This window comes from Flindersiella endophytica (assembly GCF_054779015.1).
Window position 1 is genome coordinate 92,728 of the sequence record NZ_BAAGYY010000020.1, and the last position, 23,534, is coordinate 116,261.

The following is a 23,534-nucleotide window of genomic DNA, read 5'->3' on the forward strand; positions in this document are numbered from 1 at the left end:
ACCTAGGGGCGTGGCGAACCTCGCCACGTCAGACCGTGCTTGGCCACGTGTCGACGCGTGGCCAAGCCCGAATTTCCGTAGTTAGCGTGGTCATTCGCGGCTTCAGCGGAAGCGGATCGTGGTGACTCGGGCGGCCGCCCGCCGGTCCAGCACCACGGCCGACTCCGCGCCTTGAACCAGCCGGGCGGGATCCTGCTCGGCCATCCGCAGCACCTTGCGCCACCGCCGGCAGTGCAGGCGGAAGCTGTCCTCGCGGACCTGCCGGCCGCGGGCTCGCTGCCCGTCCAGCGCCTCCTGCTCGGTGGCGTCGAGCAGCAGCAGGTGCACGCGCAGCCCGGTTCCGCGGGCCAGCGTCCCGAACGCCCAGCGCACCCACGGCCTGGTCAGGCAGTCGTGTACGACGAGTGGCCCGCCGAGCGCGATCGCCCCGACGACCCGGAGGTAGTGCAGCGTGTGCACGACCGGACGCCATCTGGCGTACGGCAGTCGCCCGAGCACCGGCTGCAGCCACGCGCGGACGTCGGTGGAGTCGAGGACGCGGACCTTGCGGCCGCCGGACTCCCAGCTCATCCGCCGCAGCAGCGTGCTCTTGCCCGCCCCGGGGACTCCGGCCAGCAGCACCAGCGAGTTGGCGGGGTAGTGCAGCTCCGTGAGCTCTCGGCCGCGCAGCTCGCGGCTCGCTCGACGGACGGCAGGTGCCGTCATGACCATCACTGCCCCCTTCGAGAGAACACGCTCCAGCGCGGTCTTTACCCGTTCATTACTATCCAACCGTTCCAGCGCCGCCTTGTGTTCCGGAACTCACCCGATGGAGCCCTGAGAATCCCCTGAGTCGTCGCCATCGGATGTCCTATTTTTCCGACACAATGACACCCATGGGACGGACATGAGGGCGGAACGGCTACTACGCCTGATCCTGCTGTTGCAGTCGTCCGGCCAGCTGACCGCACGTGAGCTCGCCGAGCGCCTCGAGGTGTCGACGCGCACGATCCAGCGCGACCTGGAGTCGCTGAGCCTCTCGGGCATCCCTGTCTACGCCGTCCGCGGCCGCGGTGGTGGCTGGACGCTGGCCAAGGACTACCGCGTCAACGTCGGAGGCCTGACACCCGCGGAGGCCGCCAGCATCTTCGTCGGCCGGACCGCATCCGTGCTCGCCGACCTCGGCCTGTCGGAGGCCGCCGACACCGCCGTGCTGAAGCTGCTCTCCGCGCTGCCGGCGCACGCCAGGCAGGACGCGGAGTACGCCCGGCAGCGCATCCTCGTGGACCACACCGACTGGTCCGGCGTCGACGCGGCCGGCGCGGCCGCACTGGACGTCCTGCAGCGCGGCCTGTGGGAGCAGCGCAAGATCGCCCTGCTCTACGGCTCGTGGCCGCAGGCTGCCGCTGTGTCGCCGCTCGGGCTCGTGGCCAAGCACCGCACGTGGTACCTCGTCGCCGCCCGGCCCGATGGCGCCGTTCGTACGTACAAGGTCCAGCGCATTCGCAACGCCGAGTTGACGGACGAGGCGTTCGAGCGGCCGGACGGCTTCGACCTGCCGGCGTACTGGACGTCCTCGTGGGAGAGTTTCCTCAAGCAGCGCAGGGTCTACCGCGTCCTGCTGCGTGTACGGCAGACCGCGTACGCACGGCTCACCTGGGCGCCGAGCACGGAGATCGTCGAGGTCGAGGAACTGCCCGACGGCTGGTCGAACGTGGAGATGCTGTTCGAGAACGCCTTCGAGGCCCGGTTCTACCTGCTCGGCATGGCGGATGCGATCGAGGTGCTCGAACCCGCCGAGCTGCGGGAACAGCTGGCGGAGGCGGCCGAGGGCATCCTCCGCCTGCACGCAAACTCGGATGCGGCCGGAGCCGGGCGGCTGCCAGGATGACCCCATGCCCCCAGAACCCTCCGGCGCACAGCTGCGCGCCACCTTCGACGCTGCCGCCGCCACCTATCAGGACGCCCGGCCCGACTACCCCACAGAGCTGTACGACGACCTGCTGGAGCTGACCGGGCTGCAGCCGCCGGCCGACCTGCTCGAGATCGGCCCGGGCCCCGGGAAGGCCACGCTCCCCCTGGCCCGGCGGGGCTTCCGGATCACAGCGATCGAGCTCGGCGCCGACCTCGCCCAGCAGGCACGGCACAACCTCGCCGCCTTCCCTGGCGTCTCCGTCGTGACGACGCCGTTCGAGGAGTGGAAGGCCGAGGACGCGTACGACCTGGCCTACGCCGCCACCGCCTGGCACTGGATCGACCAGGACGTCAAGTACGCCAATGCGGCCGCTGTGCTCCGGCCGGGTGGGCACCTCGCGGTCTGGGGCGCCGGGCACGCGTTCCCGAAGGACTTCGACCCGTTCTTCACCGAGATCCAGCAGGTCTACGACGAGATCGGCGAGGGCCTGCCCGGCGACCAGTTCCCGCCGCCCCTGCCGGAGGAGGTACACGACTCGATCGCCGGCGAGCTCGAGGCGTCCGGACAGTTCGAGGTGGTCGGCGTGCGGCGGTACGTCTGGGGGCTGCGCTACACCGCCGACCAGTACCTCGCGCTGCTCGACACGTTCTCCGGTCACATCGCGATGGACCGGGCCAAGCGGGACCGGCTCTACGGCGAGGTCCGCCGCCGGCTGGGCGATCGTCCGGACAACTCGCTGATCCGGCACTGGATGTCGACCCTCACTGTCGGCAGGGTGATCAACCCCTAGCTCTCCCCGTCCGCTACGGTAGTGCGCGCGACGTGGCGGTCCGGGCTTCGCAGGGATCTAGTGGGCTGGGTCTGCCGGACCGCCACGTCGCCTTTCCTTTCGTCGACGCCATAGCCTGATGCCCGTGATCTCGACCCATGGCGTGCACCTGCACGACGTTCCGACCGACTACGACCGCGTCCTCGCTGCGGCGATCGACCGCGTGCTCGCCAACCAGAGCCCGGACGGCTCGTTCGAAGTGCCCGGGCAGGTCTACGACATCGGCGACAACTCGCTCGGCGTCTCCTCGCTCGTCGCGTTCGCGTGGCAGCGGTCGGATCGCAAGGAAACAAGGCTGGTCGAGCCGTTCCGCCGCAGCATCGACTGGTTCCTCGCCAACCGCGTCTACCGGGACGACAACCCCGGCTACGAACGCTGGTTGCGGCGTACGGGCAGCGGCGAGGCCTACGCGCCCTACCAGGTCGAGGATCCGGCGGCCTCCGCGTTCGGCGACTGGCCGACGACGGCCTGGGCACTGCTGCAGGCCGGCAACGTACTGAAGTACGGCGACGACCTGCTCACCGACGAGCAACGCGACGCGCTGTTCGCGCTCGGCGAGAGCTACTGGACCTGGCTCACCACCGTCTCGGAGTTCAACATCCAGGACGCCGACAACCAGGCCATCGGCGCGGTCGTCGGGCTGCTCGAAGTGTCCAACCAGCTAAGGCGATTCGGCCGCGCCGCCGACGCCGACCGGCTGAGGGCCGACGCCATGCGCGTCTACCTCGACGTGCTCCGGCCGCATCGCGAGACCGACCGCGGGCTGTCCTACTTCGGCGAGCACTCCTCCGGCTTCGACCAGAACTACGGCTCGATCGGGCTGTCGTTCGTCTACGCCGGCTACCTGGTGAGCGGGGAGCAGGTCTTCTACGACGACGGGCTGGAGATGGCGCGCTACCTCGACCTGCGGCTGTCGGCCCGCGGGTTCGACTACGGCGGGCCGCGGCACTTCGAGAAGCACGCGGGATTCGAAGCGGTGCTCGGACTGCGGGCCTACAGCGGCGTGCTGCGCAGCGACCTCGGCCGCTTCCTCGGCGAGCAGCGACTCTCGTACTTCTACAACGTCGGCGACCATCCGGACCTGCCGAACGGCCACTTCGCGTACATGACGATCTGGCAGCTGGAAGACCAGTCGAGGTGGTATCGCGGCGAGCTCGCGGAGAGCACCACGCCGTACAAGCAACGCGACGGCGACACGTCCGTGGTGTTCACGGCCGAGCAGGTGCCGTACCTCCTCACGGCGGCCGGAACCGAGGTCATCCAGTGCATCGGCGACGGGTGGCGCGGCATCGGATTTCCTTCCCAGCCAGGCGTTCGCACGAGGTTCCTGCTCGACGGCTCCGCGGTCCGGATGCTGATCGCCTACGACGCCGACGCGGTGCGAGGGCCTTGTTTCGCGGGCCTTCCGTACGCCACCGGCGTGCCTGCCCGCAAGCTCCCCGGCGTGGACGGGCTGAGCGGCACCGGTTCGCTGTCGTTCGGCGACGACGGCGGTACGCTGCTCGATCCGGCCGGGGTGCGGGCCGGCGATCTCGTGATCGAGAGCACGGGTGGCATCGAGGTGGTCAATCCGCCGGCCGCGTCGGATCGAGCGTTCAGCACCTCGGCGACGATCGACCTGGACGTGCAGGCGTTCGTCCATCACCTCGACTGGGAGAACCACAACCAGGGGTGGGCGAAGGCCGAGCGGACGAACTGGCTGATCGCCCGTCCGGAGGAGCCCGGCCTGATCTGCGTCACGTACCGGCCGGCTGGTCGCCCGGTCTCGGAGGAGCTGCAGGCTGCGACAGCCGCGCAACTAGCGTCTTGGGCGCGATGACCCGGTAGGCGTCCTCGACGAGCTCCGCGATCCGGTCCCAGTCGACCGGGCCGGCATCGAGGTAGACACCGATCCACCCGCGGTGACCGACGTAGGGCGGCCGGTAGAACAGCTCGGGCTCGTTGGCGACGAGCAGCTGCTGCACGCCCTCCGGCGCGGCGCAGGTGAAGCCCAGCGGGCCGCCGTGGTGGTGGTCGGAGTACGACACGAACGTCTTCTTGCCGCGCACGAACCAGGTCGGCTCGCCGTGGCTCAGCCGTTCGGTGACCTCGGGCAACGCAAGGCAGATCTGACGGAGGTTGTCGAGCGGATCGGAACTCGCCATGGACGGATCGTACTCGCGCGCCCGCCGACGCTCCCGGACCTGCGACGATGCCCAGGCGTCCGGCGGCTTGCCTCGACGTCCTAGGGTTTGAGCTGTGAGCACACAGCACTTCGACGTCGTTGTCCTTGGCGCCGGTCCTGGTGGATACACCGCGGCCGTGCGATCGGCTCAGCTCGGCTTGCGCACCGCGATCGTTGAGGAACGCTACTGGGGCGGTGTCTGCCTCAACGTCGGCTGCATCCCGTCCAAGGCCCTCCTGCGCAACGCCGAACTCGCACACATCTTCAACCACGAGGCCAAGACGTTCGGCATCCAGGTCGACGGCCAGGTCAGCTTCGACTACGGCGAGGCGTTCCGGCGCAGCCGCAAGGTCGCCGACGGCAGGGTCAAGGGCGTCCACTTCCTGATGAAGAAGAACGCGATCACGCAGTTCGAGGGACGCGGCACGTTCACCGACGCCAACACGCTGCAGGTCGCGCTGGCCGACGGCGGCTCCGAGACCGTGACGTTCTCCAACGTCATCATCGCTGCCGGTGCCAGCACCCGGCTGCTGCCCGGCACGTCGCTGTCGGAGCGGGTGGTGACCTACGAAGAGCAGATCCTGTCCGAGCAGCTGCCGCGCAGCATCGTCATCGCCGGCGCGGGTGCGATCGGCGTCGAGTTCGCCTACGTCCTCCACAACTACGGCGTGCAGGTGACGATCGTCGAGTTCCTTGACCGGATGGTGCCGCTGGAGGACGCCGAGGTGTCGGCCGAGCTGGCCAAGCGCTACCGGCGGCTCGGGATCAGCGTGCTCACCTCCACTCGCGTCGAGGCGATCGACGACTCCGGTTCGTCCGTACGCGTCACGGTGTCGTCCAAGGACGGCCAGCAGGTGCTCGAGGCCGACAAGGTGCTGCAGGCGATCGGCTTCCAGCCGCGGGTCGAGGGCTACGGCCTGGAGAACACCGGCGTGGAGCTGACCGAGCGCGGCGCGATCGCCGTCGACGGGCGCTGCCGCACCAACGTCCCCCACATCTTCGCGATCGGCGACGTGACCGCCAAGCTGATGCTGGCGCACGCGGCCGAGTCGATGGGCATCATCGCCGCCGAGACGATCGGCAACGCCGAGACGATGGAGCTCAACTACATCATGATCCCGCGGGCGACCTACTGCCAGCCGCAGATCGCGTCGTTCGGCTACACCGAGGAGCAGGCGCGCGAGCAGGGCTTCGACGTGCAGGTCGTGAAGTTCCCGTTCACGGCCAACGGCAAGGCGCACGGCCTCGGCGACTCCGGCGGTTTCGTGAAGCTGATCAGCGACAAGAAGTACGGCGAGCTGCTCGGCGGCCACATCATCGGCCCGGAGGCGACCGAGCTGCTGCCGGAGCTGACGCTGGCCCAGCAGTGGGATCTCACGGTGCACGAGGTGGCCCGCAACGTCCACGCCCACCCGACCCTGGGCGAGGCCGTCAAGGAGGCCGTGCACGGCCTGGCCGGCCACATGATCAACTTCTAGCCCCATTTCGCAGAAACGTGCCCGCTGGGAGTCTCATCAGTCGTGTTCTGGGTGCCGACCTGCCGATCGGGCCGCCGAACGGGCCGGGGCCGAGGGCGACGAGACCCAGCTGCGTACCGCGCTGAGCAGGTGGTTCGGCCAAGGCCGGCTGACTGAGTGAGTGAGGCCGCGGTCAGGCGTTGACCGAGCGGGTGCGTGCCTTGAACAGCGACTTCTTGGCCGCCTTGCGTACCGCGGCGTCGTCGTGGAGGTCGCCGATCGCGGTGAGCACTGTCACCAGGTCGGGATGTTCGCACTGCCAGACACCGGCCAGGAAGCTCAGTTGTTCGGCGGTGTCGACCATCTCGGCCAGGCCCTCGGCCGCACCGTGGTCGCCGACCAGGCCGATCATGCCGGCGAGCTCGTCGATGATCATGTAGGCCCGGTCCTCGGGACGGGCGTAGGGCTGGTCGGCGTGCCCGTGCCGGAACAACCAGTTGTGGGCGTACGGACGCAGCGCGGGTACGTCAAGCGCGCGTTGATAGGCGTCGACCACGCCGTCGGATCCGACCTGCTCGGCGATCATCAGCGCGAGCGCCCGATGCGTGGGCACGGGCGCGCTGGCCGCTTCGTCGAGCAGTGCGGCGACCGCCGAGGCGGCACCGCGGGTGCCGACCCACTCCTGGAGCAGCGCGGGCGCGTCGTCTTCCGGGAGGGTCGGCCAGGCGTGTACGAGGTCTTCGGCGCCGATGTCCTCCGCCGGGCCCATGGTCGGCGGGTCGAGCCCGAGGAACTCCAGCGTCCACGACACGGCCAGGTCGCCGAGCCGGGTCAGGCGCAGCGCGTCACCGTGCAGCTCGACGTATCCGACGTGCTCCAACTGCTCACCCGCGGTGCGCAGGATCGTGAGGTAGGCCCGGTCCTGGGCCCGCACGATCTCCGGCGAGCGCGGGCCGGCCCGCTCGGCCCAGCGGGGGCCTTCGTGGTGCTCGACCCGGCGGATCGCGTCGGCGAACGCCACCGGCTGGCGGGTGGTGTAGGCGTGCAGCAGCATCCAGTGCAGCGCGAGCGCGAGCTGCGGCGGCCAGAGCCGGTTGGCCCACCAGCCGAGCGCGGTGTCGGCGATGGTCTGCCAGACCTCGACCAGCTCGAGGTCCTCCAGGCCGTCGAGGCTGTCGGCGAGTACGCCCGGCACGACGCGCTGGCCACGCAGCTCGAGCAGCTGCGCCTCGAGCGCGATCGTCCAGAGCCGGTCGAGGGAGTCGACCTCGCGCGCGCTCTTGAACTCGGCGGTCGTACTGTCGCGGTCGAGCCCGAGCTCCGCGATCACCGCCTTGGCGTCGGCCAGCGTCAGTACCTCGGTCTTGGTGACCCGCCGCCCGGTGCCGACCGCCTTCAGCAGCGCACGCAGCGAAGCGAAGACGGGCGCGTCACGCGCGGCTTTGGCCAGGTCGGCGTCGGACGCCAGCCGGACGAGTGGCAGGTCGGCGGCACCTCCGATGATCTGGCTGACGATCTCGGCGTTCACCTCGTCCAGTTCGCCGGTGTCGTCCGAGTCGTCGGTGTCGTCCGAGTCGTAGGTGCCGGTGTCGAGGTCGAGCTCGCGCAGCACGCCGTCGCTGTCGCGCACCGCGTCGAGCATCGGGCCCGCGACCGGCCGGCCCATCAGGTCGGGATATTCCTCGGCCGAGGCGGCGAGCTCGAGCAGCAACGTGTGATAGGGCGCCGACTCGCCACCGAAGCGCTTTGTTTCGTACAGGAACTCCAGGAACGTGCCGAGCGACGCCGCGGTCGAGCCGTCGGACGGGTCGCCGTCGATCACCCTGCGTGGGACGACGGACAGCAGCAGACGTTCGATCTCTCCTCGGGGCCAGGCGAACGGATCGGGATCGAGATAGTTCACCTTGAGTTCGAGGAGCAGCTCGACCATATCCACAGCGGTGTCGATGTGCACCGTGTGCGTACGGTCACCGAGCCAGCGGCGGAACGGGAGGATCGCGCCGCGGATCTGTTTGCTGAATCCCACCTTCGAGAGCCTACGCTGATATCGGCCCTCCCGACCGAGTTTCCCTGCGGGCGGTTACCGTGCCGTTGTTCACCTCCAGGACCTGGTCAGCGCCCCGGATCGTGGTGAGTCGATGTGCTACGACGATCAGCGTGCAGCCTCGGAGCGTCTCAGCGAGCGCGGTTTGTACAGCTGCCTCGGTCTGGGTGTCGAGGTGGGCGGTCGCCTCGTCGAGGACGACGACCCTGGCGCCGGTCAGGAACACCCTGGCCAGGGCGACTCGCTGCTTCTCGCCACCCGAGAGCCGGTACCCTCGGTCCCCGACCACGGTGTCGAAGCCGTCGGGCAGACGGTCCACCAAGTCTCCGAGCTGAGCGCGTTCGCACGCGTCTCGCAGCTCGTCGAGCGTCGCGTCCGGGTGTGCCAGGCGGAGGTTGACAGCGAGCGTGTCGTTGAACAGGTAGGCGTCCTGGCTCACGACACCGATCGCGGACCACCGGTCGTGGGCCGACAGGTCGCGCAGGTCGACGCCGTCCAAGCGGATCGAGCCGCGCGTGGGGTCGTACAACCGGGACACCAGCGACGTCAACGTCGTCTTGCCGACACCGGTCGGACCCACGACGGCTGTCATCGTGCTCGGCTCGGCCGTCCAGCTCACGTCTCTCAACGCCCAGACCGGCCGATCCGCGTTGGCCGTAAAGCTTTCCGCCGGATCGGCGAGCAGGGACGGCAACGTGACCTCGGCCGGTTCCGGGAAGCGGAACCAGACGTCCCGGAACTCCACTCTGCCCGTCGCCCGCGACAACCGCACCGGGTGACTGGGTTCGGGCATCGCGGGTTCGAGGTCGAGTACCTCGTAGACCCGCTCGAACGCGACCAGACCGGAGGTCAGGTCCAGCCCGCGCTGCACGATCGTCACCAGTGGGTCGTAGACGAGCCTGACCAAGCCCACAAGGGCGACGACGGTTCCGACGGTCGCCGCGCCACGTACCGCGGCCAGTCCGCCAACCAGGGTGACGGCGGCGTATCCGCAGATCCCGAGCACGCCGACCATCGACTCCGCCTTGGCGAACATGACGTTCCGACCGGCCCAGGCGTCGCGCGAGGCGGCCGCGCGTTCGGAGAAGGCGGCCAGGTCGCGTTCGCGGTGCCCGAACACCAGGCCGGTGAGCGCACCGCCGACGTTCAGCCGCTCGGTCAGGTGCGCCATCATCCGCTTGGACTCCTCCGCCTGGAGGCGGCCATAGCCGAGGAGGCGCCCGGAGAACAACCGGGCGGGCACGAGCAGGAGCGGCGCGAACGCCAGTACGAGCAGGGTGAGCAGCGGGTCGAGCGCGACCATGGCGGCGACCGCGATGCCCGCCGCCACCAGGTTGCCGACCAGCGTGCCGAAGAACATCTGCAGCAGGCCCTGAGCGGCCACCACGTCGGTGGAGATCCGGCTCAGCAGGGCTCCGGACTGGGATCGCGCGAAGAACGCGAGCGGCATCCTCTGCAGGTGGCGGTAGAGCCGGACGCGCAGGTCGAAGCCCAGCTGCCCGCCGATCAGGAACCCGAAGGCTCCCCCAGCCGAGCGGGCGGCGGCACCGGCCAGCCCGACGGCGAGGATCGCGACCGACATCGTGACCACGACCTCGCCGGTACGCGGGACCAGGCCGTCGTCGATCAGGCGCTGGGTGAGCAGGGGTACGCAGACTCCGCCGGCCGCGGCGGCGACCAGCAGGAGAACATAGAAGGCGATCCGCAGCCGGTAGGCCGCGAGCTCCCGCAGGATGCGGGTGACAGCGGGGGCGGATCTAGCCAGAGACGGTCGAGGGGAGCTGACGGTGGAAGGGGTGGACAAGGTGGCCTCCAAGGCACGTGGCTGTAGTCGGGCACATGGGGCACCACCTCCTCTCGTCGGCGTAACGTCGGCTGGGCGCGATCGTTCCAGGGCTCGAAAGGCTTGCGCAACCGATATAGCGCCGGCCCAAACCTTAGGATGGTCCCAGCCGAACGTGGGGTGACAGGAAGGGACGGCAGCGTGCGAACTCGGGCAATGCGGCGACCTGTGGTGATGGCGCTCGGAGCGGTGCTGGCGCTCGGTGGGCTGGTCGCCTGCAGCTCCGACGATCCTGGCGACTCCACGGGCGGGGCCAGCAGCTCGCCGACGAAGACCGCCACCCCCACGCCCACGGTCGACCCGAACGACTACCAGGCCGACGTCGCCACGGCGATCAAGCCGCTGGCCACCGCGCTCGCGGCGATCCCGGCCGGCAAGGGGCTGCCCGGAGTCGACAAGCAGCTCACCCAGACCACGTCGGCCGCCAGCGATGCGATCACCGCCCTGCAGGCGATCCGTCCACCCGACAACGCCACCACCCAACACGCGGCACTGATCGAGTCGCTCAACCAGCTGGTGACCGACCTGTCCGGCGTACAGGAGTCGGTGGGCGACAAGGAGCTCTGCGCGCCTTCGTCGGTGCTGTCCAGCCTCGGCGGGCTCGAGAGCTTCAGCCAGCTGCCGGCTGCGGTGAAGGGGCTCGGCTCGGCCGGCATCACGGTCCAGCTGTCCGTACCCAAGACCCCCAAGGCGCAGAACCGCCGGCTGAGCAACGGCACGTTCGTTCGCCCCGGCAACCGGTCGGGCCGCGGCCGGCTCGAGATCGACAACGGCACCGAAAGCGACACGATCATCACGCTGGCCAAGGGCAAGAGCGCGGCGTTCACGGTCTACGTCCGCAGCGGCGCCAAGTTCACCGTCAAGGGTGTCAAGGACGGCTCGTACACCATCTACTACTCCATCGGTGAGGACTGGGACGCCGGGTCCAAGTCGTTCACACGCAACTGCGGCTTCAAGAAGTTCGACGACATCGCGGTCTTCAAGACCGTCTACGGCGGCGGCTACGTCCAGACGACCGTGCAGCAGATCGGCCTGCAGCCGACCGTCGGAGGCAACGCCACCACCACCGACGTGGATCCCAGCGAGATTCCCTAGACGATCTATTCCAAGGGGTCGCCTGACGCGCGACGCCTGGCATCCACGCTGGCTGCGTTGTCGTCGATCGCCGGAGGCCCCTCCTGGCTCCTCCTCCGCCTTGCCAGCGCGGCGCCATGCGCCGCGCGCTTGACCGGCGACCCCTTGGAACAGATCGCCTAGGCCCTGGCCAGGCTGCCGATCCCCGCCGGCTGGACCACGCCCGGAGAACGTACTGCGGAAAGCCCACTGTTTCGGCGGTTTCCGGGTCTATCCTGCTGGCATGCAGGTGGGCGCGATTGTTTCGCTGGCGGAGCTGGCGGGTCCCGGCGTACCACAGTCGTACGCCGAGATCCGGGCCCTGGTGCGCTATGCCGAGGCCGCCGGGCTCGACACCGTGTGGTTCGCGGATCACCTGCTGGGGCTCGATCCTGACGACGCGATCGGATCGCCGTGGGAGGCCTGGAGCGTGCTGTGCGCGCTCGCCGAGGCGACCACGACGATCCGGCTGGGCACACTCGTGCTCTGCACGGCGTTCCGGCCGCCGAGCGTGCTGGCCCGGATGGCCGACACGCTTCAGGAAGTCAGCGACGGGCGGCTCGTGCTCGGGCTCGGCGCCGGGTGGCATCGTCCGGAGTTCCGGGCGTTCGGGGTGCCGTTCGACTACCGCGCCGGGCGCTTCGCCGACTCGCTGCGGATCATCTGCGGCATGCTCCGCTACGGGCACGACACCTACGCCGGTCCGTTCCACTCCATTCACCAAGCGCCCGTACGCCAGCGGCCGGGCCGGCCGGTGCCCCGGATCCTGGTCGCAGGGCGGCGGCCGCGCATGCTGCGGTTGACGGCCGAGCTGGCAGACGCCTGGAACCTCGCCTGGTACGGCCGGCCGGAGCAGGACTTCGTGGACACCAACGCCGAGCTCAGCCGGATCTGCGAGTCGATCGGCCGCGATCCGTCCACACTGGCGCGCAGCGTGGGCGTACGGATCGCCTATCCCGGCAAGGATGCGGTTCCCGACACCCGGCGCACGCCGTTACCCGGCGACGCGCTCGCGATCTCGGACGCGCTCTCGGCCTGGCAGGCCGAGGGAATGTCGGAGGTGATCTGCTGGGTCGACGGCACCGACCGGGCCGGGATCGACCTGGTGGCCGAGGCCGTGGCCGACTTCAGGGCCGCTCATCCGGTTGTGCCCCGCTGACATCGCTGACACCGCCGGCCTCGCTGAGTTTGATCCGTACGACGCGAAACTGCTTCGGCGTCTCGCGCAGTACCGCCAGCTTCGGATCCGGGACGTTCAGGAACGTCGCCGCCACCAGCTCCCTGAGCCGCGCCAGCCGTGGATCCTCCAGCACCTGCTGGGTCGCGGCCTTGTCACCACCGAGCACCAGCGCGTCGAGCTCGGCCGCGTGCGGAAGCAACACGTTGGCAGCGACCTCGGCGGCCGCCTCGAACGCCTCCCTGGCCTGCTTCTCCCGGCGACGCGCGAAGCGTTGCTGCGACCAGCCGCCGGCCGCCGTCCGGCCTTGTACCAAACGCGATCCGACCTTCGAGGCGACCAGCGCGCTGCCGTCGAAGACGCCGGCGGCGTACCCACCTCTTCGCACCAGCAGCACGCCGACCTTGCGGTCGCGTCCGGCATGCTCGAGCAACCCGCCGTACGGCAGTGCCCTGTCGACCTCGAGCGGTGGGTACGGGACCTCGACCTCGGCGACCGAGCCGTCGGCCGCCGTCACGACGACGACCGACGGTTCCGCCGCGTAGGTCGTCGCGCCGTGGCGCTCCTCGAAGCCGGACAGCCAACGGCCGATCCGTTCGGCGCCGACGGTGAGGTCCTTTTGGGCAAACATGAGTAGGAGTATGTCCAAAGCTCTCGGCTGTTCCAGCGGCGGTCGGTAACCTGCAGACATCATGTCCGAAACTCCTGCGCCCGAGCCGGCCCGCCCGCGACCGACCAGCCTCCAGCCGGACCAGATCAAGTTCCACCCCGCCCGGCCGGTCCGCTGGCTGTCACCGCCACTGCTGACCTCCACTGCCGTCCGGGTGCTCGGAGCGGAGTTCTTCGGCGCCTACCTCGACAAGCGCGAGCTGCAAGGCGTTCTCCCGTCGCGCGTGCACGACCACTCCGGCACCCAGAACGGCGACGGCGACTTCTGGTTCGACTACATCGGCGATCTGGGCGACGGCTTCGACGCGACGTACTCCATGGCGTGGCTGCTGGCCCAGCCCTCCCTCGACGTCGCCGAGTCGCGGGACTCGGAGGAGGTCCGCACCCTGCCGCGCGGCCAGGTGCTCGTGATGGGCGGCGACCAGGTCTATCCGACGCCGAGCTGGCAGGCCTACGAAAACCGCTTCCGCGGGCCCTATCGCTCGGCGCTTCCGACGCCGCCTGCGCAACCGCCGTCGTTGTACGCCCTGCCGGGCAACCACGACTGGTACGACGGGCTCACCGCCTTTCTGCGGGTGTTCGCCAAGGACGGCTGGATCGGTGGATGGCGCACCCAGCAGGCGCGCAGCTACTTCGCGTTGCAGCTGCCCCACCGCTGGTGGCTGTTCGCGGTCGACACGCAGATCTCCGCCTACATCGACCATCCGCAGATGGAGTACTTCGCCGACGTCGCCCGCCGGCTCGGGCCGGGCGACCGCGTGCTGGTCTGCCTGCCGCAGCCCGGCTGGGTCAAGCAGAAGGACTCCCCCGGCTCCTACGACCCGATCGACTTCTTCCTGCGCCGGGTGATCCAGCCGACCGGCGCGACCTGCTCGGTGCTGCTGACCGGAGACCTGCACCACTACGCCCGCTACAAGCGAGTGCCCCTGGACTCCGGTGCTCCCGATCCGGGCAACACCGACACCGGTGCGGGCACCGCGCCCACGCACCTGGTCACCTGTGGCGGTGGTGGCGCGTTCCTCTACGGCACCGACCAGCTGCCCGAGGAGATCTCCACTCCCGCCTCCGACGCCACTGCCCGCAGCGCGAGCCGGCCGAAGAAGTACCACCTGCAGGAGACCTATCCGTCCAAGAGCGAGTCGAACCGGTTCAGCCTGGGCGTCTTCTGGCGACTGGTCGCGCGCAACCCCGGCTTCGACGCGGCGATCGGCGTGATCCACACGCTGCTGATGCTGGCGTTCGTGTCCAGCCAGGAACACCTCCTGACCGCGGCGTCGGTCGGCATGTCGGCGTTCGTCCTGGTGAGCACGATCGCCCTGGCCGGCCGAGGCCGCCGGGTGTGGCTCAACCGAGCGCTTGGCACCGCTCACGGGCTGGCCCACATCGGTCTCGGCCTCCTGGGCAGCCTGCTCTGGAACGCCCTGCCCTCGGCGGACCTCGACTGGGTCTGGCGAGTCCTCCTGGCCGCGGGCATCTACGGCCCGATCTCAGCAGTGGTGGGCACCGAGCTGGTCGCGTTGTACTTCCTGGTCGCCGGCCGGTTCTCGATCAACATCAACGAACTGTTCGCGGGTCAGAACATCGAAGACTCCAAGAGCTTCCTGCGCATGCGCATCAGCGGCGACGGCTCGCTCACGATTTACCCCGTCGCGGTCGACAAGGTCTCCAAACACTGGCGGGCCGCACCCGACGACCCGGTGGACGCACCCTGGATCGCACCGGTGCAGGAGCCGCGTACCCACCTGGTCGAGCCGCCGATCGTGGTCGAGAAGCCGTCCTGAACCACGCGCCGGGGGAAGCTTGCGCGCAGCTTCGAGCGCCAGTTGGGTGGTCAGAACCCCAGTACGAGGCCTTCGCTGCGCGGATCGCTGCCGCCCACCAGCACACCGGTCACAGGGTCCCTGGCGATCACCTGCACCCCACTCTCACAAGCCCAGTCATCCACCAGCTCGACCCGATGCCCGCGCTCGGCCAGCGCCCGGTGCGTCGCCTCGCCCGCACGGGCCTCCAGCGACATCTCGAAACCGCCATCCGGCAAGCGCGCACCGAACCACATCGGCTGCTCGATCGCCTGCTGCGCGTCCCACCCGGCGTCGATCAGGCCGGTGATGACCTGCACGTTCCACAGCGGCTGCCGGTCCCCGCCCGGCGTGCCGCCGACCAGCACCGGCTTCCCCGCAGGGTCGGCGATGAGGTAGCAGTTCAACGTGTGCACGGTCTTCTTGCCCGGCTCGAAGACGTTCGGGTGCCCGTCGACCAGCGAGAGCTGGCTGGCCCGGTTGTTCAGCACGACCCCGGTCTCGCCGGCGACGATGCCGCTGCCGAAGTTCGCCGCCACCGACTGGATCAGCGAGACCATCATCCCGTTGCCGTCGATGACGTTCAGGTACGTCGTGTCGCCGGCCGCGATCTCGCCGTGCTGGATGGTGGGGTTGGCGGTCGAGCCGATCTCCCTGGCCCGCTCCTTCGCCCAGTCCTTCGAGAGCAGTACGTCGACCGGCGAACGGCCGAACGCCGGGTCCATGCAGTGGCCGTGCCGGTCCGCGAACGCCAGCCGGGTCGCCTCGACCAGCGTGTGCGTTGCCTGCGGGCTGCCGAGCCGCATCGCGCGCAGGTCGAACTGTTCGGCGATGTTCAGCGCCTCCAGTACGATCAGGCCCTGGCTGGGCAGGCGGGTCTCGTAGACGGTGTAGTCGCGGTACGTCGTCGAGAGCGGCTCGGTGACGTCGGTCGTGTGGTCGCGCAGGTCGTCGACCCCGAGCTCACCGCCCGCTTCGGCAACAGCGGCAGCGATCTGGGCCGCGATCTCGCCCGAGTAGAACACCGACGGCCCGCCCTCCGCGATCAGCCGCAGCGTCCGGGCGAGCCCGGTCTGGCGGAAGATCGACCCCGGCACCGGCGGCGCGCCGCCGGGCAGGAACACAGCTGCCGACGCCGGGAACGCCGCCAGCAGCTCGGCGAACTTGTCGATGAACGACACGCCCACCGGGGAGATCGGATACCCCTCGGCATAGTGGATCGCGGGCTCGGCGAGCTCGGCGAAACTCTTCGTCCCAAGGCTCTCCAGCAACGTGAAGTAGCCGTGGACCATGCCCGGCACCGCCACTGAGAACGGCCCACGTCCACGAAATGCCGGAGACGCGGTCTCCGCCGCCCGCCGCATCTGCTCCATCGTCGCGTGCCGGGAAGCGATGCCGCTCCCCTGCACCGACAACGTACGGCCGGATGCCGGATCGTGCAGGACGGCGAACAGGTCGCCGCCCAGCCCGCACATCTCCGGCATCACGACCGCGGCGACCAGCCCCGCACCGACCGCGGCGTCGACCGCGTTCCCGCCGTTCTTCAGGATGTCCAGCCCGGTCTGCGCGACCAGCGGATGCTGGCCGGTCACCATCCCGCGCGTACCGAACGCCGGAGCGATCCGGCGCCGGGACCAGTCCGCCGACTGCGCATCCGCCTTGGGGAATCCGATCACCTGGGATACCGCTTCCTCTCTGGAGTTTTGCCGGACGAGGTGCTACGCCTTCTTGGGCTTCAGCTTGCCTTCGTACATCAGCATCACGGTGAAGTTGTCGGCGTACGGCGCGTTCTGCAGCAACGGGTCGCTGTCCGGCGGCCACTTGTCGACGCGTTCGCCTTCCAGGCAGGGGTTGTTGCCGTACCGCTCGAACAACGGCAGCAGCGGCAGCAGCTCGTTGAACGCGATCGCCGCGGTCGTGACGTTCTTCTTCTGCGTGGCCTCGTCGAGCCCTTCGCCGGCCTCGACGACGACCTTCTCGAGGTCGAGCTCGCCGAACGCCTCGGTCTTCTGCTTCAGCTCGAAGCCCATCCCCTTGCCGCCCTGGTTCTTGGCGATCGGGATGTTGTGGGTGAACAGCGCCTGGGTGAACGCGAAGTGCGGGTGCGGTTGGTCCGACGCGCCCCAGGCCTGGATCGCGAGCTCGAAGTTGCCCTTGTCGACGTCGATCGGTTGCTGGGTCGCCGTGACACCCTTCGGCGTGACGTTGATGCCGAAGGCCGACAACTGGCTTGCGAGGTCCTTGCCCGCGGCCGACCAGTCGGCGAACTCCGCCGGGAAGACGAGGGTGTACTTCGCGGGCTTCCCGTCGGGCTTGACCCACCCGCCGCCCTGCTTCTTCCAGCCGGACTGCTGCAGCAGCTTGGCGGCCTTGGCCTGGTCGTACTCGTAGGGATCCAGCTTCGCGATGTCTTCCTCGGACAGCCAGTCCTTGAGGAGGTTCTCGGAGAAGCCGGCCATCTTGTCGACGCCCACACCGGACTTGCCGAGCGACACCTCGCCGTTCTGCTTACGGTCGACCGCGTGCGCCAGCGCGCGGCGTACGTTGACGTCAGAGAACTCTGGGAGTTTCCCGATGTTGAACAGCAGCGCCGGGCCGGAATAGACCGGCGGCCGGATGATCCGGTAGCCCTTCTTGATGATGGCCTTCTCGGTCGCCACCGGAAAGCCGTGCGTCGCGTAGTCGATCTTCCTGGCCAGCACGAGCGGGCTGATCACCGGAGTCTCGCCGTTGTGGACGACGATCCGGTCCCACGCCACCTTGTCGGCGGCATAGCCCTTGTCGTTCTTGACGAACGTGAGCTCCGCGTCGGTGATGTTCTTGTAGTCGAAGTTGAAGGGACCACTGACGATGGCCTCGTCCGGGCGGAACTTCTGCAGCTTCTGGACCAGCGCGCTGCCGCCCTTGCCGTCCAGGTCGGAGCCGGCGTCGAAGAACTTCTTCACCTCGTCGGCGAACGTGCCGTAGTGCGCGTCGCTCAGGATGCGCTGGCGCAGGATGTAGCGCTCGAGCACCGTCGAGGCCTCACCCATGGTGAAGACCGTGGTCTGCTCGTCCTTCGCCTCGACGTTGGTGAGGTACTCCCACGCGGTGTTGCGGAGCGCGCGGTTGCACCAGTAGGTGCTCACGACGTCCTTGCTCGTGATCGGCTTGCCATCGCTCCACGTCGGACCCTTCTTGAGGGTCAGCGTGAACGTCTTGGCCTCCGGGTCGAGCTTCCACGACTCGGCGAGCATCGGCTCCCACTTCTTCTCCTTCCACCGGTACATCGCCGGCGGCGTGAGGAAGAGGTCGGTGTAGAAGATGTCACCGAGAATCGAGTCGGGTACGCCCAGCAGGTAGTTGAAGTGACCGACCGGCGGGAGCAGATAGTCGGTGCCGCCGTGGAACTCGGCCAGTTCGCCTTGCCTGGCGGCATCACCTCCTGGTGCGCATGCGGCGAGCAGAGCGCTCCCCGCGATTCCCCCGCCGAGGAGCTTCAGCGTCTCGCGACGAGACAACACGAGTTGATCCTCCAGCATCTGTGCTCGGGTGTGCTTGAACAGCCCGCGGATCGGACAGTTTTGGGCACAAACCCTCCTGCCCAAACCTCTCGTCTATGAACGTGTCACTGCAAGGGCCGCAACCTGCTTCTTACAAAGTGTTTCCGGAATCGGCCTCCGCACGAACGGTGGGTACGTATCCACGCGCTCTCAGTATTCTCCCAGATCTCCACAGGAGAAGGCCAGCGATCCGGCTACGCCGACCTGCCGGCGCGCCCCTGCGCGAGATCGGCGCGCTGCTGGACCCGCCGGCCGTGCACGGGCCACGCCGGGCGTACGACCATCTGCTCTGGCTGGCCCGGAGCAACCACCTGCCGCGTAAGCGGGTCGAGGAGGTGCTCGCGCTGGTCGGGCTGGAACGCGTCGCCAGGAAGCGGGTCGGTGGAGTACGGAGCGGGCCGATGAACACGGTTACGTTCGCGGACCTGGCCCGCTCGGAGTGGACGAAGCTGCGCAGCCTGCGGTCCACGGCCTACACGCTGCTGGCCCTGCTCGTCATCGGGATCGGCATGAGCGCGCTGGTCACGTCCAGCACGGCCCGCCGATATACCGACATGACGGCCGGCGAGCAGGCGGCATTCGACCCGACGATGCAGAGCCTGCAGTCGTTCTTCCTTGTGCAGTTGGTGATCAGCGTCCTCGGCGTCATGGTCGTCACGTCCGAGCACGCCACCGGAATGATCCGGACCACGCCGACGGCCATGCCCCTGCGGGGCCGGCTGCTGGCCGCACCCGCAATGTCTAGGGGCTCACGTCCTGCAGGGCCTGGCGGCGGGTGGATGCGCGCTGCTGGACGTGCCGGTGCCGGGCGGCCTCGTCGCGGCGGTGGTCGCGGTGGCCGCCGGCGGTGACGTGGAGCTGGCGCTGGAGACCCGGGTGGTTCCGTTGCAGGGCACGCTCAGCGCGCTGCCGCTGGGTGTGACGTGCGCCGGAGTCCTTGCCTTGGTGGCGGTCTACGCCCTTCCGCTCCGCCGTCGCGAGCCGGGCTCGGCGGGGCTGGCCGTCCGGGCCGGTGCCACGCTGCTTTCCTGCGGCGTGCTCGCCTGGCTGGTGACGCTCGCGGGCACCGGAACGGTCGAGCTGCCCGGCCGGGGTGCCGTGGACTGCGCTTCGAGCCGGTCCGGCGGTCGGTGCCGGCGATCGGCGTCGTCCTGCTGGCGGCGAGCGGGCTCTGCCTGCTCGGCGGGCTCGCGGCCGGCCTGGTTCAGGGGCCGGCCGCAGGTCGCCGGCCTGGCGCTGCTCGGCGCACCGAACGCCGTGGGCCTGGCGGTGCCGTACGGGCTCGGTGTGCCGTTCGTCGTCGACGTGCCCGGACTCGACGGGCTGCCCGAGGGCTGCTGGCCGCGGCTGGTCGCGGGTGGCTGCTCGGTCATCATCGTGCTCGCGATCGGGCTGCGGGCAGCCCGCCCGGTCCGGGCCGCCCTCGCCGCCGGCGGCACGCTGCTCGCCTGCGCGTTGCTCACCTCGGTCTCGGGTGAGCTGGGGTTCGGCGGGTTCGGCGCTGACCTTCGGCCTGGCCGCCGGAGCGGTAGGTGGATGGACAGCGACCGCGCTCAGCAAGCTCAACCAGAATGAGAGCCATGGAAAGCCTGCTCATAGTCGATGACGAGCCGACCGTACGCGAGCTGCTGTCGGCGACGTTGCGGTTCGCCGGGTTCACCGTACGCTCGGCGGCGACCGGCGCGGAGGCGCTGCTGTCGGCGGTGGCCGAGCCGCCCGACCTCGTCCTGCTCGACGTGATGCTGCCCGACATGGACGGCTTCGAAGTGGTCCGGCGGCTGCGCGAGCAGCCCCGCCCGGCCGGGGGGCACGTGCCGGTGCTGTTCCTCACCGCGCGCGACCAGACCTCCGACAAGGTCGCCGGGCTCACGCTCGGCGCCGACGACTACGTGACCAAGCCGTTCGACCTGCACGAGCTGATCGCCCGGATCCGCGCGATCCTGCGCCGGACCAACGGCTCCGCCGACGCGGTCCTCCACGTCGGCGGGATCGAGCTCGACCCGGACGGGCACCAGGCGTCGCGCAACGGCGAGCCGGTGCGGTTGTCGCCGACGGAGTTCCGGCTACTGCACTACCTCCTGCGCAACGTCGGCCGGGTGGTGTCGAAAGCCCAGATCCTGCAGGAGGTCTGGCAGTACGACTTCGGCGGTGACGCCAGCATCGTCGACACCTACATCAGCTATCTCCGCCGCAAGGTCGACGTCGACGAGACCAGGCTGATCCAGACCGTCCACGGCGTCGGCTACGTCGTCCGCAGGCCGAAATGATCGCGCGGATTCGCCGGCTCTCCGTCCGCGCCCGGCTGCTGGTGCTCACGGTCGGCCTGCTCGGAGTGGGGCTGCTGGTGAGCGGCGGCGTCGTCGGCACGCTGCTGCACGGCTACCTGATCGGCCGGATCGACGACCAGCTCGAGCCGCTGGCCCAGGTCCTGACCAACGCGCCCGTCGAGCAGATGGCGACCGGACCTGACGCGATGACGGAGGAGAACGTCTCGCGGGCGCTGGAGTTCCTCGGCAGCCGCTACATCGCCTACGTCGGCGCCGACGGAACGGTCCGCCACCAGCTGCGCGCCGAGCCGGTGGCGGCGAACGACGTGCCCGAGCTGGACGGCCTGACCCGTTCGGCGGTGGAAGCGCGCGGCGGAGCCGGCTTCGACGTACGGGCCAAGAACGGCTCGGCCCGCTGGCGCGTGTTCGCGATGCCGCACGCGACGTCGGACGGCTCGGTCGTCGTCGCGGCCTCGCTGGCCGGCATCGACGCGACGATCGGACGGTTGCGGGCGATCACGCTCGGCACCGGGCTCGTCCTGCTGGCCGTGCTCGCGGTGGCGGGCTGGTACGCCGTCCGGGCCGGGCTGGCACCACTGCGGCGGATCGAGCAGACCGCGGCCGACATCGCGAGCGGCGACCTGTCGCATCGCGTACCGGAGCTGGCCGGGCCGAACACCGAGGTCGGCCGGCTCTCTGCGTCGCTGAACACGATGCTCAGCCAGCTGGAGCAGGCGTTCACCGCGCGGGCGGAGTCGGAGGCCCGGATGCGGCGGTTCGTCTCTGACGTCAGCCACGAGCTGCGTACGCCGCTGTTCGGCATCAAGGGGTTCTCGCAGCTCTACCGGATGGGCGCGCTGCCGGAGCGGGCCGACGTCGAGCTGTCGATGAGCCGGATCGAGGCCGAGTCGGCGCGGTTGGTCGAGCTCGTCGAGGACCTGTTGCTGCTGGCCCAGCTCGACGAGTCGGCCGTCGTCGTCGAGCCGACGCCGATGGACCTTCGTACGTTGGCGTCGGACGCTCGCCACGACCTGCGTGCGCTCGACCCGACCCGTCCGGTGACCCTGACGGGCCCCGGCGGCGACGGGCCCGCCGGACCCGCCCCGGTCAATGGCGACGAGGCCAGGCTGCGGCGGGTCGTGAGCAACCTGCTGGGCAACGCGATCGCCCACACGCCGCCGGGAACACCCGTCCGGATCGGCGTCGGAACGCTGGATGGGTCTTCCGTGTTCGAGATCGCGGACGAAGGGCCGGGGCTGTCGCAGCAGCAGGCCGGGCGGGCCTTCGACCGCTTCTACCGGGCCGACAGTTCGCGCAACCGCGCCGAGGGCGGCGGGGCCGGCCTCGGCCTGGCGATCGTCCAGTCCCTCGTGACCGCCCACAGCGGCCGCGTCGAGCTCGAGACGGCGGTCGGTGAGGGCGCCCGCTTCCGCATCGTGTTGCCCAGGTTCGACGGCGCTGCCGGTGACGGAGCGTGAGCTCGCCCAGCGGCGTCAGCCTCGCCGCGGCCCCGGTCGTGGCACCGGCGGAACTCCGCCGGGAACGGCCTAGCCCCAGATCTGCGGCGGGATGCGGTCGAGGATGTCGCAGCGGAAGTCGAGCGCCGGCAGCAGGTGGCGCGGGTCGCGGTGGTCGCGGACCTGATCGCTGGCGTCGACGAAGTCGGCCTGGAGCCAGACTCCGCGGTAGTCGCGGTCGGTGGTGAGCAGGAACTCCGCCAGCCGCGGCGTCAGCACCGCCAGCGCGAACTGCGGATCGTCGGTCGTGACGTCGAACGCCCGGTCGAAGTCGGGGTTTCCCGTACGCAGGTCGCGGCCGATGGCCTCGTTGACGGAGCTGGCCAGCGCGACCGTCTTGGTGAGGTCGACGTACGGACGGACAGCGGGGGTTCGCACCCAGATGCAGAGGTTGTCGGCGACCTGGCCGTTGGCCGAAGCCCGGAACGTCGCGGCGAGGAACGGGCGCCCGCGGTGGGTGCCGGTGATCACGTCGCGGGCGGCCGACGCCTTCGGCGGGCCCACGAACGGGCGCATCGGATCGCGCGGAAGGCGCTCCTGCTGCGCGTTGTAGACCTCGGCGAACCGGTCGTCGCGTTCGGCGTACGTCCAGCCGCGCTGGGGCAGTTCCTGCCGCAGCCGCCCGAGCGCCGCCTTCTCGTCGGCCGCGACCTGGCGGCCGTTCCAAACCAGGAACCAGATCAGGCCGCCGGCGAACAGCAGCGTGCCGCCGATGACGATCACGAGGATGAGTGCTGTGCCCACCCGCGGCACGTTACCGGACAAACAACGTCAAGCCGGGCGCAACGGGCCCCGGGATGTGCCCCCTCAGTGCGGCGCGATCGGATGCTTCGGCTCGTAGAGCCCGAGCGTGCCGGCGCCGGGCACCCGTACGCTGACCAGCCGTCCCCAGCGTTCCTCGACGATCCCGCCGTCGAACTCCACGCCCTTGCCGGCGAGCTCGGCGACCGTCTTGTCGATGTCGTCGCACATCAGGTAGAGCTCGCTGCCGCCGGTCTCGCCGGGGTGTACGGCGACCTCGGCGGGCGGCAGCGCGAAGATCAGCCAGTTGCCGCCGGAGTCGACGTACGGGAACTCCAGGACGTCGCGGAAGAACGCGCGAGTGGCGTCGGGGTCGCTGCTGTAGACGAGGGAATGAGCGCCTGTGATCATCGGCATATTGTGTCGCATGAAACTGTCGGCAGAAGTGCCGCCGGAAATGTCGAAGGCGAGGACCGGG

General features: G+C 69.6%; 20 protein-coding genes. 11 read left to right on the plus strand and 9 right to left on the minus strand.

The annotated features are described in order from the left end of the window. Positions 1–102: 102 nt before the first annotated feature. Entirely contained in the window at positions 103–705 is a 603-nt protein-coding gene (locus ACYVF6_RS23455; protein WP_460524639.1) for an AAA family ATPase, read from the minus strand. A 181-nt stretch (positions 706–886) separates the two neighbouring features. On the opposite strand from ACYVF6_RS23455, the gene ACYVF6_RS23460 reads away from it, so the two are divergent. The 3 genes from ACYVF6_RS23460 (at position 887) to ACYVF6_RS23470 (ending at position 4,542) form a co-directional block, all read left to right on the plus strand. Then, positions 887–1,870 carry a helix-turn-helix transcriptional regulator gene (locus tag ACYVF6_RS23460; protein ID WP_460524640.1) on the plus strand — a complete coding sequence of 328 codons (984 nt, stop codon included), beginning with the start codon at positions 887–889 and terminating at the stop codon, positions 1,868–1,870. Positions 1,871–1,874: 4 nt separating this feature from the next. Next, positions 1,875–2,684, plus strand: a complete 810-nt coding sequence (locus tag ACYVF6_RS23465) for a class I SAM-dependent methyltransferase (protein ID WP_460524641.1) — start codon at positions 1,875–1,877, stop codon at positions 2,682–2,684. Between the two features lie 124 nt (positions 2,685–2,808). Continuing rightward, complete coding sequence (locus ACYVF6_RS23470) at positions 2,809–4,542, plus strand: hypothetical protein (RefSeq protein ID WP_460524642.1); 1,734 nt, start codon at positions 2,809–2,811, stop codon at positions 4,540–4,542. Here ACYVF6_RS23470 and ACYVF6_RS23475 read toward each other — a convergent pair. Next, complete coding sequence (locus tag ACYVF6_RS23475) at positions 4,460–4,867, minus strand: MmcQ/YjbR family DNA-binding protein (protein WP_460524643.1); 408 nt, start codon at positions 4,865–4,867, stop codon at positions 4,460–4,462. The genes ACYVF6_RS23470 and ACYVF6_RS23475 overlap by 83 nt on opposite strands. Before the next feature lie 94 nt (positions 4,868–4,961). On the opposite strand from ACYVF6_RS23475, the gene lpdA reads away from it, so the two are divergent. Next, a complete protein-coding gene (lpdA, locus tag ACYVF6_RS23480; protein ID WP_460524644.1) occupies positions 4,962–6,365 on the plus strand; it encodes a dihydrolipoyl dehydrogenase family protein in 1,404 nt (467 codons plus the stop codon). A gap of 172 nt (positions 6,366–6,537) precedes the next feature. Here the strand turns inward: lpdA and ACYVF6_RS23485 are convergent, their stop codons facing one another. Both ACYVF6_RS23485 and ACYVF6_RS23490 read right to left on the minus strand, forming a co-directional pair. Next, complete coding sequence (locus tag ACYVF6_RS23485; RefSeq protein WP_460524645.1) at positions 6,538–8,370, minus strand: hypothetical protein; 1,833 nt, start codon at positions 8,368–8,370, stop codon at positions 6,538–6,540. 10 nt (positions 8,371–8,380) lie between these two features. Beyond that, positions 8,381–10,192: an ABC transporter ATP-binding protein gene (locus ACYVF6_RS23490; protein WP_460524646.1), complete on the minus strand. Its 1,812-nt coding sequence runs from the start codon at positions 10,190–10,192 to the stop codon at positions 8,381–8,383. A 180-nt stretch (positions 10,193–10,372) separates the two neighbouring features. Here ACYVF6_RS23490 and ACYVF6_RS23495 point away from each other — a divergent pair, with 180 nt between their 5' ends. Both ACYVF6_RS23495 and ACYVF6_RS23500 read left to right on the plus strand, forming a co-directional pair. Then, entirely contained in the window at positions 10,373–11,326 is a 954-nt protein-coding gene (locus ACYVF6_RS23495; protein WP_460524647.1) for a hypothetical protein, read from the plus strand. Positions 11,327–11,588: 262 nt separating this feature from the next. Next, positions 11,589–12,503 carry an LLM class oxidoreductase gene (locus ACYVF6_RS23500; protein ID WP_460524648.1) on the plus strand — a complete coding sequence of 305 codons (915 nt, stop codon included), beginning with the start codon at positions 11,589–11,591 and terminating at the stop codon, positions 12,501–12,503. On the opposite strand, the gene ACYVF6_RS23505 is transcribed toward ACYVF6_RS23500, so the two are convergent. Then, on the minus strand, positions 12,472–13,152 hold the full coding sequence (locus ACYVF6_RS23505; RefSeq protein WP_460524649.1) for an acVLRF1 family peptidyl-tRNA hydrolase: 681 nt from the start codon (positions 13,150–13,152) through the stop codon (positions 12,472–12,474). The genes ACYVF6_RS23500 and ACYVF6_RS23505 overlap by 32 nt on opposite strands. 61 nt (positions 13,153–13,213) lie before the next feature. On the opposite strand from ACYVF6_RS23505, the gene ACYVF6_RS23510 reads away from it, so the two are divergent. Beyond that, entirely contained in the window at positions 13,214–14,971 is a 1,758-nt protein-coding gene (locus ACYVF6_RS23510; protein ID WP_460524650.1) for a metallophosphoesterase, read from the plus strand. A gap of 50 nt (positions 14,972–15,021) precedes the next feature. Here ACYVF6_RS23510 and ggt read toward each other — a convergent pair whose 3' ends face one another. Both ggt and ACYVF6_RS23520 read right to left on the minus strand, forming a co-directional pair. Next, positions 15,022–16,665: a gamma-glutamyltransferase family protein gene (gene ggt, locus ACYVF6_RS23515; protein WP_460524651.1), complete on the minus strand. Its 1,644-nt coding sequence runs from the start codon at positions 16,663–16,665 to the stop codon at positions 15,022–15,024. A gap of 42 nt (positions 16,666–16,707) precedes the next feature. Further along, positions 16,708–18,492 (minus strand): periplasmic substrate-binding domain-containing protein, encoded by a 1,785-nt coding sequence (locus ACYVF6_RS23520; protein ID WP_460524652.1) that lies wholly within the window; start codon positions 18,490–18,492, stop codon positions 16,708–16,710. 293 nt (positions 18,493–18,785) lie between these two features. Here ACYVF6_RS23520 and ACYVF6_RS23525 point away from each other — a divergent pair, with 293 nt between their 5' ends. From ACYVF6_RS23525 to ACYVF6_RS23540, 4 genes are read left to right on the plus strand one after another with little or no spacing between them, the layout of a single operon-like run. After that, a complete protein-coding gene (locus ACYVF6_RS23525; RefSeq protein WP_460524653.1) occupies positions 18,786–19,382 on the plus strand; it encodes a hypothetical protein in 597 nt (198 codons plus the stop codon). Beyond that, positions 19,327–20,106 (plus strand): hypothetical protein, encoded by a 780-nt coding sequence (locus ACYVF6_RS23530; RefSeq protein ID WP_460524654.1) that lies wholly within the window; start codon positions 19,327–19,329, stop codon positions 20,104–20,106. Before ACYVF6_RS23525 ends, ACYVF6_RS23530 begins: the two co-directional genes overlap by 56 nt. A 5-nt stretch (positions 20,107–20,111) precedes the next feature. Beyond that, complete coding sequence (locus tag ACYVF6_RS23535) at positions 20,112–20,798, plus strand: response regulator transcription factor (RefSeq protein ID WP_460524655.1); 687 nt, start codon at positions 20,112–20,114, stop codon at positions 20,796–20,798. Beyond that, on the plus strand, positions 20,795–22,276 hold the full coding sequence (locus ACYVF6_RS23540; RefSeq protein ID WP_460524656.1) for a sensor histidine kinase: 1,482 nt from the start codon (positions 20,795–20,797) through the stop codon (positions 22,274–22,276). The genes ACYVF6_RS23535 and ACYVF6_RS23540 overlap by 4 nt, the downstream gene beginning before the upstream one ends. Before the next feature lie 69 nt (positions 22,277–22,345). On the opposite strand, the gene ACYVF6_RS23545 is transcribed toward ACYVF6_RS23540, so the two are convergent. Continuing rightward, complete coding sequence (locus ACYVF6_RS23545) at positions 22,346–23,059, minus strand: DUF3137 domain-containing protein (protein ID WP_460524657.1); 714 nt, start codon at positions 23,057–23,059, stop codon at positions 22,346–22,348. Between the two features lie 63 nt (positions 23,060–23,122). Next, positions 23,123–23,467, minus strand: coding sequence for a VOC family protein (locus tag ACYVF6_RS23550; protein ID WP_460524658.1), 345 nt, complete (start codon positions 23,465–23,467; stop codon positions 23,123–23,125). Positions 23,468–23,534 lie beyond the last annotated feature (67 nt).

What these genes read in the sequence shown, in the direction of transcription:
- ACYVF6_RS23455 (WP_460524639.1), bottom strand. Translation starts at nt 705, where the DNA reads ATGACGGCACCTGCCGTCCGTCGAGCGAGCCGCGAGCTGCGCGGCCGA.
- ACYVF6_RS23460 (WP_460524640.1), top strand. Translation starts at nt 887, where the DNA reads ATGAGGGCGGAACGGCTACTACGCCTGATCCTGCTGTTGCAGTCGTCC.
- ACYVF6_RS23465 (WP_460524641.1), top strand. Translation starts at nt 1,875, where the DNA reads ATGCCCCCAGAACCCTCCGGCGCACAGCTGCGCGCCACCTTCGACGCT.
- ACYVF6_RS23475 (WP_460524643.1), bottom strand. Translation starts at nt 4,867, where the DNA reads ATGGCGAGTTCCGATCCGCTCGACAACCTCCGTCAGATCTGCCTTGCG.
- ACYVF6_RS23500 (WP_460524648.1), top strand. Translation starts at nt 11,589, where the DNA reads ATGCAGGTGGGCGCGATTGTTTCGCTGGCGGAGCTGGCGGGTCCCGGC.
- ACYVF6_RS23505 (WP_460524649.1), bottom strand. Translation starts at nt 13,152, where the DNA reads ATGTTTGCCCAAAAGGACCTCACCGTCGGCGCCGAACGGATCGGCCGT.
- ACYVF6_RS23510 (WP_460524650.1), top strand. Translation starts at nt 13,214, where the DNA reads ATGTCCGAAACTCCTGCGCCCGAGCCGGCCCGCCCGCGACCGACCAGC.
- ACYVF6_RS23535 (WP_460524655.1), top strand. Translation starts at nt 20,112, where the DNA reads ATGGAAAGCCTGCTCATAGTCGATGACGAGCCGACCGTACGCGAGCTG.
- ACYVF6_RS23540 (WP_460524656.1), top strand. Translation starts at nt 20,795, where the DNA reads ATGATCGCGCGGATTCGCCGGCTCTCCGTCCGCGCCCGGCTGCTGGTG.
- ACYVF6_RS23550 (WP_460524658.1), bottom strand. Translation starts at nt 23,467, where the DNA reads ATGATCACAGGCGCTCATTCCCTCGTCTACAGCAGCGACCCCGACGCC.